This window comes from Microcoleus anatoxicus (genome assembly GCF_042465725.1).
GTDB lineage: Bacteria > Cyanobacteriota > Cyanobacteriia > Cyanobacteriales > Microcoleaceae > Microcoleus > Microcoleus anatoxicus.
This window is the reverse complement of sequence record NZ_CP120853.1, coordinates 1,954,486-1,967,431: the sequence shown is the minus strand read 5'-3', so window position 1 is coordinate 1,967,431 and position 12,946 is coordinate 1,954,486. Positions and strand designations below refer to the sequence as shown.

The following is a 12,946-nucleotide window of genomic DNA, read 5'->3' as shown; positions in this document are numbered from 1 at the left end:
ATAACCCATAACCCATAACCAATTTATGTCTTTGACTTTTTTCCGACGCAACCTGATACCTTATTTATTTTTGCTTCCGGCTTTATTTGTGTTGAGTTTGACTGTTTTGTGGCCGGCGTTGCAGGCTTTTTATTTGAGTTTTACCAGTTATGAGTATGACTTAACTCAAGCGCCACAGTGGGTAGGGTTGAAGAATTTTCAGAGGTTGGCTGGCGATCGCGTTTTTTGGCAAACTATGAGCAACACCCTACTCTATCTCACCTGGGTTGTGCCTATATTGGTTGTTTTACCACTGGGAATGGCGATTTTGTGCAATCAGAAACTCCGGGGGATGAACTGGTTTAGAGCAGCATATTACACGCCTGCGGTGATTTCCATGGTTGTCGCTGGGATTGCTTGGAAGTGGCTGTTTGCTGAAAATGGACTGCTGAATCAGTTGGGGCAAATGGTCGGTTTGCCTGCTGTTTCTTGGCTGGCTAATCCGAAGTTGGCAATCTTTAGTGTCATGACAGTTACTATCTGGAAAGGCTTGGGTTATTATATGGTAATTTATTTAGCTGGGCTGCAAGCTATTCCGGCGGAACTTTACGAGGCGGCTGCTATTGATGGTTCTGATGGTTTGAGGAAGCATTGGGATATTACAGTGCCGTTGATGAAGCCTTATCTAGTTTTGGTGGCGGTAATTTCGGCTATTTCTGCTACTAAGGTTTTTGAAGAAGTTTATATTATGACTCAAGGTGGCCCTCGTAATAATTCTAAGACTGTTGTTTATTATCTTTATGAACGGGCTTTTAAGGATTTGGAAATCGGTTATGCTTGTACGATCGGGCTGGTGTTGTTTTTGCTGATTTTGGGTTTGTCGATTTTGCAAGTTAGTATTCAAGGTTTGGCTCGAAAGGATTCTGATTTATGACCAATTTAAATTGGGTTTCCGGTTGCATCGTCAGGTGATTTAACCGGACCTAGAACACAGAGGAAGCAGAGTCCGAGAATAGAATTCTGAATAATATCAATTCCGGTTGTATCGTCTGGTGATTTAACCGCGAAGGCGCAAAGTACGCGAAGGAAGAGAAGAGAGAGATTAATACAGGACGATGCTACCGGATTTGATAGTTATTACTGTTAAACTTGTTAGGTTTTGCAAATTCAGAAAACTAAATTTGTCATTGACTATTCTCTCCCAAACCCTGTTTCTGACTACCGACTGTTACTGAGTCAAAGCTTTGAGAAATCTCTGTAATTCTGCCATGAAGCCTGTCTTTTTTAACGGTTTGGCGGGGGCGGTGCTATCTGGATCTGCTATTCCCAAGGCTTTAGCTAAAATCCGATCTAAATCGTCTCCCACTGGTTTTTGGGCGGTTTCGGAAATTAGTTCGTAGTCGTCGTTTTTTGAGAGCCAAACTTGCCAGGATTGGGGGTAACACCGGAATAGGACTGCACTTTCTAGAGCTCTGATGTAGTAGCAGGATTCTATTTTGTTCAAGAATCGATCGCGCAGTTGGCGTCCTGCATAGCCTATACCTATGGTGGCAACGTCTTCCAGCCGGGGGTTGAGTATAATTACTGGGCGATCGCCCGCAGCTATGTACAATTTTTCGACTTGAGGAACTTCTACCGCTGCGGGATTTACCAGCAGAAATAGTTGGTCTTCCGGTTCTATTTTATCTTCAACCGGGGTGCGGCTGCTGCCCAAGTCTGTGACTTTAAATTCTGTTTTTCCCCAGTCGCGACGGGCGAGGGCGGCTGCACCAGTATCGGGAAATAAGACTTTGACACCGGAGTACATTTCTTCAAATTCTGGGACGAATTGTGCGGCGATGGACTGTGCTTGGAGGGCGATTTCTGGGAATACTAATTCGACTTGCAGTAGAGTTTTGCCGTCTGAGAGAGCGGCAGAAGTGGCTGTGCGGGATTGGGCGATCGCCTCGTTGAGGTCCTTTGGTAGTTCGATCATTAATCTGATTTTTTTACAGGAATTCTATCAATCTAATTTTACACCATCAAGGGACAAAAGCTAACACGGATACCGGGGAACCGGAACCTCCGACAAGTCGCAATATTCCTATAACTAAAGTGCTGTCGGCTGCTGGTAACTGGTCGAGATTTGCCAAATTTTCCAGAACAATTCCCTGATGTTCTAACACTTGTTTGTTCACAAATAAACTTTCATCTCGTCCCGGATCTACTCCGTGAGTATCGGTGCCAACTCCTGCGATTAACCTTTCTGTTAGCAAAAATTGAGTTACTGCTTTACCAAATCCGGGAAAGTGGCAAATCCCTTCACCATCTCGATTTAAGAAAGCTGCTTGATTTTCCCATTTTTCCTGCCATCCGGTATCTAATATAATCAGGCATCCTGGTTTTATAAATCCATGTTCCTGTTCCCAATTTAATACATCCTCGATTGTTAAAGTATAGTCGGGATTGGCAAGACTTTGGTCGCGGATGTCGATCGCGATTGCCGGCACAACTAGGGACTGCGGCGGATAATTATCAATACTTTCCCATCCTGAATCAAAGCTGTTGGGTGCATTCATGTGAGTCCCGCTGTGTTCGCCCATCGAGAATTTTCGCAGGAAATATCCCTCTGTTTCTATTTGAGCAACTGTTTCAAATTCTGGGGCTGGATCTCCTGGCCAAAGGGGAATATTTGGGTGAATTTTATGAGTTAAGTCTACTATTTTTCTGTAGGTGATGGTTTTGAGGTTATTTGAGTTTAATTTGTCACTCATATCGAATATCTAAAATTTGATTAGTTCATCGAGGGTGGCAGCCATCACATCCTGAGTTTGCCCGGAAACAGTATACACCAAAGCTTCTCGATAAACTCTCCCGGCTGAGTGCTTTTGGCTATTAGCGGCACCGCTGGAAACTGCTACCGCCGCGTGCCCGCAACGCACGGCTAAGTCAATTGCTTGGGCTCGGAGCGCTAATTGTTCTGCTTTGGAGCTATGTTGAGATTGTGGGAAATTCTGTTTTAGTCGATCGAGCTTGTGGGCTAATTTTTCGTAAGCACTAACTATAAAAGATGATTTTTTAGTCTGGGCTGCTGCTTGAATTATATCCAATCCGGCTCGAATACATCCAAAAGTAGCGGGGACAAAATTCAGGATATTTTTAGTGTCGTTTTTGAGAATCCAGTCTTTTTGTTGAAATGAAATTATTTGCGATTCGTCCAACAACCAATTACTCATAGTTACTGTTACAGTATTAGTGGAACTCATGGCGATTAAGGGCATGACTTCGCTACAGGAGATTTTGCCCGATGCTGATGCAATATTTTCAAAGGGTAGTAATCCGAATACAGCGCGATCGTCAGGCAATAACGCAGCTACAATAAAATTTTGAAATAATCCAAAACCTGTTACCCAAGGAACTTTACCTGATAGTAAATAGCCATTTTGTGCAGCAGTAGCAGTGACAGCGGGATTTCCCGATCGCCTTAAATGCGAAAATCCCACACCCAATCGCAACTCTCCCAGGGCGATCGCAGGCAAACATCTACTTTTTAGCAGTTCATTGTCGCTGTTAGCAAGCATAGCAGTTGCACTGTGATGCTGAGTTTGCAGAAAACCTAAAGCGCCGGAATATCGCGCTGTCAATTCCTGATATTCATAAAAAGTTTGTGCATCGATATCTGCGCCGCCCCATTTTTGTGGAACTCGCAAAGCTAAAAGCGATCTATCTTCCAATCCTACCAGCGCTATTTTCAGCGCTTCCGAGTCGCTGTCGATCGTTTCAGCATCGGCTGCAACACAGTTTTTTAGGTAGGTTTCTGTGCTGTTTAAAATATCTGTAAAATCCATCTCATCTAATTAACATAAAATGCTCTGACTGTTAGATTTCCGACTTATTTGAGAAGTGGGTAATCTCGGTATTCTATTTTTTGGATCTGGTTTACTTAGCAATAATCAGTTACCGGGAGAGGAGGAGATACAGCCATCAATATGCCCAATTCCCCATTCCCCATTCCCTATTACCACACTTTCCAAGGAGCTTCACCACAGTCCCAAAGTTCATTTAGGTACTTGTATTCTCGATAAGTATCCATCGCAAAAAAGAAGCCTTCATGGCGATAAGCCATCAACTGTCCTTCGGCCGCCAAACGCTGCATTGGGTCCTGTTCTAAGATACAATCATCTCCCCCCAAATACTCAAATACTCGGCGATTAAATATCATATATCCAATGCTGATCCAGCCATCTATTTGCGGTTTTTCAGCAAATTGGAGTACGCGCCCTTGACTATCTACATCTAAAATTCCAAAACGAGAAATAGGGCGAAACGTCGTCACAGTTGCCAGTTTACCGTGAGCTTTGTGGAAAGCGAGTAGTTCTTCAATATTTACATCAGCAACTCCATCCCCATATGTCACCATGAAATTATCGCGATCGATATATTTTTCAATCCGTTTTACCCGCCCTCCAGTCATACTTGCTGCGCCAGTTTCAGCCAAGGTAACATTAAAATCTTGTTCTCGATGTTCCCCATGATACGTGATGGTATTTTTGCGACCTAAGCAGATAGTAAAGTCATTGTTCATGGCTTCATAATTAAGGAAATATTCTTTAATCATGTTGCCGCGATAGCCCAAGCACACCAGAAAGTTATGGAAGCCGTAGTGTGCATATATCTTCATGATGTGCCACAGAATCGGATACCCGCCCACATCAACTAAGGGTTTGGGGCGAAATTCTGTTTCTTCTCTGAGACGAGTACCAAGACCGCCTGCTAGGATAACTACTTGCATTTTTTCAATTTTTTAATGATAATCAACTAATTTATCATTTATTTCACGGAATCACTTTAAATAAATATTACTTTTTTAAGTTTATATAATCTTTATAAATTTCCTAATAAAAAAAATATAAATTTTAGTTCCTTTAATAAATATGTTTAAATAAAATTCACTAATAGACCTATGCCATAATTACTGTGGAACAGACATCCTGCCTGTTCAAGACCAGCTTGTGAGAAGATGTCTATTGCTCGGAAATACCGCGGGAGGCTATACTAACAAGAAAAATTAAACGAAATACAATGAAAAGTCAACTCGATCGCTGGCAAAAATTTTTAGGTATCCTGTGCAGCATTGCCTCAATAATTGTCCTATTTCAGTCGGCGATAACTCCTGTTTCAGCACAGCATCTTTTCAACATACCTGGACAAACAATCCTAGCCTTTGCACCCAACATACCGGGCGGCGGATTAGATTTTCACGAAGCAGCCGGAGGACACACTTTAGAGAAACACGTTGGTAAAACAGAAGCGGAACTAGCACAGCGACTAGCCAAGGATAGGAGAATTTCTGCCGCGTCTTCCTTTACCTATCGTTCCGTGGCTGAATCGGCGATTGCTGAAGCAATGGAAGAAAAGAAAAGTGCGATCGACTCCTGGGTAAAAAAACGAAGCAATCGTTATACAATCGAATACGATACCCACAGAATAATTGGCATTACACTCACCCGCCGCGCTTCCAAAGCAACTTCCACATCTAGACTGAAAATTGTCCTCCAGCGCAGTATCAAATTATCTCCCGGATACTTTATTCTCACAGCTTATCCCCTATGAACGATCGATTTCCTGAATTAACCCAATTTTTCAGTTCTTACTTTCATCAAGACTGGCCACTAGAAGCCAGCAGTGCTAGCGAAGTAGTGGAAAATTACCTCCATAGCGAATCGCCAGAAACTATTGAAGCTGTATTAGCAGAACTTAACCAACTGCTAAAAATGTCGATCGCAGAACCAGATTTAGAAACATTGATTCTGGAAGAATTAGGATGTTACTACGATCCCAGCAGCGAAAATCAAACAGTCACAGAATGGTTGGAATCTGTACAACAGTCTTTGAGCAATGCCAGTTAAACTCTAAAGTCCACGGTCAATAAATCTGTTCAAACTGACATCTTGCCTATATATAGCAATCCTATATCATTTGTGAAATTTCTCTCTTACCCCCTCCCCTTACTAAGGGGAGGGTTGGGGTGGGGTAAAAACTTTACGACTCATTTAGGATTGCTATAGAAAAACGGGCATCTTGCCCGTTCCACAAACAATCAATTTTATTGTCTGGTGGGTTCTCGTGCCCGCCCTCAATCATTTACTAACGGTTAATAAATAACCTTCATGTAGATTGAAGTTAGGAATTGCATAAGTCAAATCATTTTTAACAACCGATACAGTTTCTTCTTTGATGCTAACCAGTTTTTGCACTGCGCCTTCTTGATTGTTGGGAATTTTTTCTAATTTGAGACGGATTTTTTGACCGCTTTGAATACCTAGCTGTGGTAAATTTTTGAGATTTAAGGTGACGGTTGTGGCTGAGGAATAATTGCGATCGAAATAACCCAAAAGTACCTGTGCTTTACCTTGAGGATTTGACTTGCTGGCTAAAGCGACAACGCGATCGTTATCCGATTTGCTCAGCACCCGCGAATTAACTCCGTCAGCATAAGCTTTGTAAGTCCACCAAGCTGCTCTCGGCTCAAAAGTATTGGGAGTCACCATTCCACTCAAGGTATTGTTGAAGCAATTGCTAACTTTATTTGGTCCTTTAGTATCCCAACAAGCTCTGCAAGCACCGTCAGCTTTTGCATATTCCAAGTTATAGAAATAACCTAAAATCTCCCCCGGTTGGTACTGGGCTAAGTCTCCGATAATCTCGTTGACATAAATCTTTTGCAGTTTCAGTTCTTTGTAAGAAGCACTTTGTTGAAAGTTGCGCTTAGCATCAATTACGTGGTCGTCAACAAATGAAATCATAGTGTCATTAAGTTCGTGCCAAGCTAGGAAATTTACTTCTAGTTTGTTCGCTTTGCAATAATCCAGAAAAGCGGTTAGATATTCTTTGCTGTAGGTACTGATACTCGGTCCACCTATCATGGCTGATGGCCCTAATTCTTGTCGCAGAATCTTGTAAGCTCTTTTGTAGGTTTCAAAAAATTGTTCTCTGCTTCCATTCCAAAACGGATTTTTTAAATCTGGTTCATTCCAGACATCCCAAGTAATTTTTTTGCCTTTATTTTGTTGAGCTAATTGCCGTATGAATGCTTCCCATGCGGGGTAGTTTTGATATGGCCAACCTTTGGGGTTGCTACCGTAGCCCCACAAGTCGCTGACTAATAGTTGAAACTCGGCTCCGCTGGCGATTACGCGATCGTAAATATCGAGTCTCCCAGCCCGCCAAAGTTTCGGCTGCAAGGGCTTGATGAAGTTATCCGGCGGTTTTGCGGTGTCGATTCCGTGGAGGATGCCACTCATGGAAATTGTGGCTGCTGGGAGTCCGAAATCTACTGTGACATTAGATCGCATTTGGGCGATCGATCTTTGCTGTCCCAAGTAGACGATTAACAAAACAGTGACAAGAGCCAAACAAATTGGGAGCAGTTTATGAATAGATGGGAACTTGAATGTAAATTGCATATCTTTTATGTTCTTTCTTTAGTCCGCGGAGGCGGACTTTGTATGTGTAGTAGCGATTTCAATCGCCAATTCAGCTTTGTATGTGTAGTAGCGATTTCAATCGCCAATTCAGCTTTGTATGTGTAGTAGCGATTTCAATCGCCGATGACCTTAAAGAACAGAACGCACAAATTCAAAACCCTGTATTGATTCCATCAATTGTTGCCACTCTCCTGAGTTAATTAGCTCGCAAGTATCAAATTTAGCACCCTTTTCTGAAGACAAAATCCCAAAAATAGTCACCCAATACAAGAGAGTTTCTGTGGTATAAAATGGCGTACACTCCCAAGAAGATTGCAAATGCTTAACCATCTCCGACCTATTTCCGCGATCGCAAGCATCCCAAGCTTTCCAAACTAAATGATAGTATTTTAGCAGCTTATCCACTTCCTGTATCTGCTTTTGAACTTTCGGACTCCTAGAAAGACTGTTGTTTTTGTCATCAGTTGCCATGGCCTGTTCAATTACTTCTACATATTCTCCCAGCATCCGCTCTTCTTTAAATAGTTGTTCAGCTCGCGCTTTGCACCCTTGTCCTGCAAGTCGTCGCAATTCGGGATTTTCCACCCAGATTTCCACCGTTTCTACCAACTCTTTGACTGTTCCTTCGGGATTTATTTTAGGATCGGGGAGCAACTTTCCCGTGTCTCCCAATTCTTCTGGAATACCACTGACTGCTGTGGCAATTACGGGTAATTCTTTCGCCATTGCTTCCATAATTGCTAGCGGCATTCCCTCTGCTTCAGAACATAAAATAAAGATATCGCTGGCATCGAGCCAATCAGCAATATCCCAGCGCTGTCCTAAAAATTTCACCTGTTCGTTTACTCCCAATTTACTCGCAGTGGCTCTTAATTCAGGCTCCATATTGTCATGAGTAGTAGACCCAGGACCTGCCCAAACAAAGTAAATTTGTGGCCAAATTGGACGAGATTTCAGTTGGGCGATCGCCTGTAATTGATACTGAAATCCTTTAATGGGAGTCAATCTCGCCGCCGTGAAACAAACGATCGCATCTTCAGGAATTCCTTGTTCTTGACGCAGGCGTTGGCGAGTTACAAGATTGGGTGGTTCAAAATAAATGTTGGGTCTGCCGTAATAAATGACTTTTCCCCGTTCTAGAGGCGTTTTAAAAAGGCTTTTGAACAAGTTTAAGTTTTCCTGTGAAACTGCTACTGCGGCCTTGGCTAACTCGTACTGATAGGAGACGGCATCAAAATAGGGAATTCGATCGCCACGATTGAAAGTTTGATAAGTACCATCGACATAACCCAGAGTAACTATGTACGGTATATTTTGCTGAATAGCAACTTGCTTGGCTGCAAAATTGGCGATTGGCCAGCCGTCACTAAATATAATTAAATCCGGTTTAGCCAGGGCATAAATCTTTTTAGCATCTCCTAAGTTATAAGCAATCCGCAAAAACTCTTTCATCGTGTCAAACTCTAGCCAAATATGTTCTATACCTAGCTGTTTTTGTTCAGCAATTAAAGGGTTGTCAGTTTTACTTTGCACGCTAACAACTTGGTAGCCTTCCGCAGCCAATTTACATATGAGGGAGTGATTAAACTGAGCTAAACCTCCCACTCCGTGGTCTTCTGCGTACATTAGTATCCGCGCTTTTTGTGGTTGAAAAATCGAATTAGATGCAGCTTGAAATTGATAAGGATTATTGACAGCTAGCACTACGATATCTTGCCATTCTTTTAAATTAGTTAAAGCATAGGAATCAAAGAAATCGCCATTACTTTGGGCAGAAACTCTAAAAGTTTCCAACCATTTAAAAACAGTTTCGCTGCCAGTATAAGGAGTGTAATGAAGAGATTTTTCCAAACACTCAACCATCTCTGCTAAATATCCATCGCGATACATCCGCCACGCAATCCATACTAAGCATTTGTAACGTTCCGCTCGTTTCAATTCACGAATGTGCTGAGGTAAGTCTAGCCTAGCAAAAAATTGCTCCATCACCATTTCCATATTTTGCATTACTTTAAATCCACCGGACATGAGATTAGTCTCGTGCTGGCGATAGCAGGTTAATATCTCTTTTAGCCAAACAGACTTGCAACCTTTTAAGGCTAAACGTAAGACAAAATCTAAATCTTCCGTTGGCGGAAAGCGAGAGTCAAAGCCCCCTAAGCGTTCCCACCATTCTCGCCGCAACATTATGGCGCTGGGACGGACAAATTTGTACAAAACTAAGGTTTCTAAATCTAATTTTGGCGATTCTTCCCAAGGCATAACTGGATAGAGGTCTTTGCCGTTTTTATCGACTATTAGCCAGCCATTTTGTACCATATCTAAAGAGGGGTCGGCATCAAAACAAGCAATTTGTTTCTCCAGCTTTTCTGGCAGAAAAAAGTCGTCTCCATCTAGAAATGCTAAAAATTCTCCTTTGGCTAGTTCGCAGGCTCGATTGCGAGCCATTGCTGCTCCTTGATTTGCTTGATATATGTACTGAATAGAATCGTAGTAAGGCTCTAAAACTTGGCGAATATTGTCGGTAGATCCATCATCAACGACAATAATTTCCCAATCTTGGTAAGTTTGGTTTATGGCACTTTCTACGGCTCTGACAATGTAGCGATCGCAGTTATATGCTGGGATAATGACGCTGACTTGTACTGTTTTTTTGGGTAGTATGTTAGACATTAACTGTTTCCATTCTGATAAGTTTCTTAAAGATTGCAGATCGAGGCTAAATCCATAAGCTTTAGAAATAGAAGCTAGACGATTTATCCAATCTATTACGGTTTTTGTAGCAGAGTAAGGAGTATATGGCAAAGATTTTTGATAATACTCAACTGCGGCCACGGGATAGCCGCTATAGTACAATTGCCATGCCATCCATGTCAATGCTTCGTAGAAAGCAGGATTTTTTAGATCGCGGATGGGCTGTGGCAAATCTGGTTTATTGAAGAAATTATGTTTTAATTTAATAAACAGATTTGCTTGTTGGAGAGCTTTTTTTATTGACACATTTTTGTCATGCTGGCGATAACCGACTGTCACCTGGGGTAGCCAAGCAGCTTCGCAGCCTAAGACAGCTAAACGGATGACTAAATCGGCATCATCTACGGAATCAAACTCTGAATTAAATCCCCCTGCAATTTCTAACCATTTGCGTGAAAACATCATCGCGCTGGGAAGTACGGGCATTTGTACTATCCATGTTTCTAGGTCTAATTTGGGGAAATATTCCCAAGGTTTGATATCTGAAATTATCTCTCCTTGTTCGTTAACTAAGTGCCACCCGCTATTGACAATCCCCAAGGAAGGTGATTCTCTAAATACTGCTACCTGTGCTGCTAACTTATTTGGCAAAAAAAAGTCATCTTGATCTAAAAAAGCAATTAAGTTACCTGTGGCTTCTTTTATTCCTCTATTCCGGGCGGCCGCTACTCCTTGGTTTTCTTGATAAATGTAGCGAATTCTGTCAAAATAAGGCTGTAACACTTGATGGGTCTCATCTTGAGAACCGTCGTCGATGACGATAATTTCCCAGTTTGTATAGGTTTGGTTCAGGACGCTTTCTACAGCTTGCACGATGTAGCGATCGCCATTATATGCAGGTATAATTACGCTTACTTTCGGTGTCCCCTTGGCCTTTGACATTATTTATCTCCCTGTTAATGTATTACTATTGAGTTTATATTAATGTTGCAGACATCGATCGCCTTTTGTCGGTCAGTAGATGTACTTGGTTGAATTTTAACTTAGGTAAGTTGTAACATATACTTTGACAGGTAATTATTACTCCACAGGAATGCAAAAAGTGAATTCAGAAATAGTAGCCCTCGATTTTCAACAACAAGCAGAAATATATTTGGCTTTAGGGAAATTAGACGAAGCGATCGCACTTTGTCAACAAATTTTGGCATCCGATCCCAACTCCGCCGAGACTTGCAAAACCCTAGGGAAGGCGCTGCAAGCTCAGGGTAAACTAGAAGACGCAAGGTATTGGTACAAAGTTGCGATCGCCCTCAAACCCGATTTTGCCGAAGCTTTTGCCAACCTCGGCACTCTCTGTGCTACCTTGGAGCAATGGCAAGAGGCGATCGCCTGTTACCAAAAAGCCATCTCCCTACAACCGGACTTTGCAGGATTTTACCGTAATTTGAGCCGCATATTTACCCAAGTTGGCAAAGCTGAGGAAGCCGCCCATTGTTGGTATCAAGCACTCATGCTGACACCCGTAGAAATACCAGAAGAATACCTCGATTTAGGCAATACTTTATCCGCACAAAACAAACCAGAATTAGCAATAATTTGTTACCAGCGTACTCTTCTTTTAAACCCCAGTTGTTGCGAAGCTTATTATAAATTAGCCGACGCTGCAACCCAGCTACAACAGTGGGATGAAGCTATTGCCAACTACCGCCAAGCTATCAAAATTTTACCAGAAATTTCCGAGCTTTATTACAAATTAGGAAATGCTTTGCAAGCAAAGGGACTCTTGCATGAAGCGGTCACAGCCTACCGGGAAAGTATTGATTTGCATCCCAACTCTTTTTGGTATTATTATAACTTAGGCAACGTTCTGTTCAAATTAGAAAAATGGCAAGAAGCTCTCATCGCCTACCGCACCAGTGTTGAAATTGACCCCCATTGTTCCTCATGTTACTACAGCATCGGTGAAGCCTGCGACAAATTAGAAAAATGGTCAGAATCCGCAACCGCTTATCACCGCGCTACTCAATTAGACCAGAACTCTTTTGTAGCATTTCACAAATTGGGTGATGCTCTTTTTCAACTAGAAAAATGGTCGGAAGCCGTGGCTGCATACACAGCAGCCCTCGCTATTAATTCAGAATTATTCTGGTCTCAATATAACTTAGCTTTTACTTTAGTTAAAATGGAAAATTTTCCAGCAGCAATAGTTGCCTATCAGCGGGCGATCGCCCTCAATCCAGAATTCTCTTGGACTTACCATAATTTAGGAGAACTCCTGTTAAAAACCCAACAGTGGAAAGCAGCAGCTACCGCTTACCAGCGCGCCATTCAACTCAATCCAAATATTTCTTGGTCTCATTACAATTTAGGTGATGCTTTGAGGGAAATCCACAACTGGAACGATGCTGTTTTCGCCTACCTGGGTGCGCTGCAACTAGACCAAAATCTCCCTAATCTTTACACAAAGTTAGGCGAAGCTTTAACAAAAAGAACTCCTGTAAATTCCGACATAGTAACTAGCTACTATCATCATGGAAAGCAGCCACTACATCCTCTGGAATTTTACTGTGAAGTAGCCCAAAATTTTGCCGAGAGCCATCGGCTTGACGCAGCCACAGCATTGTACTCCATCGCCTTAGAAATCAGACCTAAAGATATAGAGATATTTCAAAAATTAGAAGCAATGTTAGAAAAAAGGCGTCAAATAGGGGAAGGTAGTCTATTATAATGAAAAGCTAACAAAATTTCCCATCACTTAATTTAAAATTAAATATCCACAACTATCTTTAGTTAAATCTGAAACAAAA

At 42.0% G+C, this 12,946-nt stretch carries 10 protein-coding genes; 4 read left to right on the top strand and 6 right to left on the bottom strand.

Annotated features, from left to right (window positions below):
- Positions 1 to 25 precede the first annotated feature (25 nt).
- Positions 26 to 913 carry a carbohydrate ABC transporter permease gene (locus P2A85_RS08425; RefSeq protein ID WP_377478654.1) on the top strand — a complete coding sequence of 296 codons (888 nt, stop codon included), beginning with the start codon at positions 26 to 28 and terminating at the stop codon, positions 911 to 913.
- Between the two features lie 294 nt (positions 914 to 1,207).
- Here P2A85_RS08425 and P2A85_RS08420 read toward each other — a convergent pair whose 3' ends face one another.
- The 4 genes from P2A85_RS08420 to rfbF all read right to left on the bottom strand — a co-directional run bounded on the left by P2A85_RS08420 (position 1,208) and on the right by rfbF (position 4,750).
- Positions 1,208 to 1,954 carry a DUF1995 family protein gene (locus P2A85_RS08420; RefSeq protein WP_377478652.1) on the bottom strand — a complete coding sequence of 249 codons (747 nt, stop codon included), beginning with the start codon at positions 1,952 to 1,954 and terminating at the stop codon, positions 1,208 to 1,210.
- A 46-nt stretch (positions 1,955 to 2,000) separates the two neighbouring features.
- Positions 2,001 to 2,732 carry a cyclase family protein gene (locus P2A85_RS08415; protein WP_377478650.1) on the bottom strand — a complete coding sequence of 244 codons (732 nt, stop codon included), beginning with the start codon at positions 2,730 to 2,732 and terminating at the stop codon, positions 2,001 to 2,003.
- 9 nt (positions 2,733 to 2,741) lie between these two features.
- Positions 2,742 to 3,806, bottom strand: a complete 1,065-nt coding sequence (locus P2A85_RS08410; RefSeq protein WP_377478648.1) for an acyl-CoA dehydrogenase family protein — start codon at positions 3,804 to 3,806, stop codon at positions 2,742 to 2,744.
- 170 nt (positions 3,807 to 3,976) lie between these two features.
- Positions 3,977 to 4,750: a glucose-1-phosphate cytidylyltransferase gene (rfbF, locus tag P2A85_RS08405; protein WP_377478646.1), complete on the bottom strand. Its 774-nt coding sequence runs from the start codon at positions 4,748 to 4,750 to the stop codon at positions 3,977 to 3,979.
- Between the two features lie 290 nt (positions 4,751 to 5,040).
- Here rfbF and P2A85_RS08400 point away from each other — a divergent pair, with 290 nt between their 5' ends.
- Together P2A85_RS08400 and P2A85_RS08395 are read left to right on the top strand one after the other, a co-directional pair.
- Complete coding sequence (locus P2A85_RS08400; protein ID WP_377478644.1) at positions 5,041 to 5,571, top strand: RNase A-like domain-containing protein; 531 nt, start codon at positions 5,041 to 5,043, stop codon at positions 5,569 to 5,571.
- Positions 5,568 to 5,867 (top strand): contact-dependent growth inhibition system immunity protein, encoded by a 300-nt coding sequence (locus P2A85_RS08395; RefSeq protein ID WP_377478642.1) that lies wholly within the window; start codon positions 5,568 to 5,570, stop codon positions 5,865 to 5,867. The genes P2A85_RS08400 and P2A85_RS08395 overlap by 4 nt, the downstream gene beginning before the upstream one ends.
- Positions 5,868 to 6,098: 231 nt before the next feature.
- On the opposite strand, the gene P2A85_RS08390 is transcribed toward P2A85_RS08395, so the two are convergent.
- Together P2A85_RS08390 and P2A85_RS08385 are read right to left on the bottom strand one after the other, a co-directional pair.
- Positions 6,099 to 7,424 carry a beta-xylosidase gene (locus tag P2A85_RS08390; RefSeq protein WP_377478640.1) on the bottom strand — a complete coding sequence of 442 codons (1,326 nt, stop codon included), beginning with the start codon at positions 7,422 to 7,424 and terminating at the stop codon, positions 6,099 to 6,101.
- 150 nt (positions 7,425 to 7,574) lie between these two features.
- Positions 7,575 to 11,081 carry a glycosyltransferase gene (locus P2A85_RS08385; RefSeq protein WP_377478638.1) on the bottom strand — a complete coding sequence of 1,169 codons (3,507 nt, stop codon included), beginning with the start codon at positions 11,079 to 11,081 and terminating at the stop codon, positions 7,575 to 7,577.
- A gap of 160 nt (positions 11,082 to 11,241) precedes the next feature.
- Between P2A85_RS08385 and P2A85_RS08380 the strand changes: the two genes are divergently transcribed.
- Entirely contained in the window at positions 11,242 to 12,867 is a 1,626-nt protein-coding gene (locus P2A85_RS08380) for a tetratricopeptide repeat protein (protein WP_377478637.1), read from the top strand.
- Positions 12,868 to 12,946 lie beyond the last annotated feature (79 nt).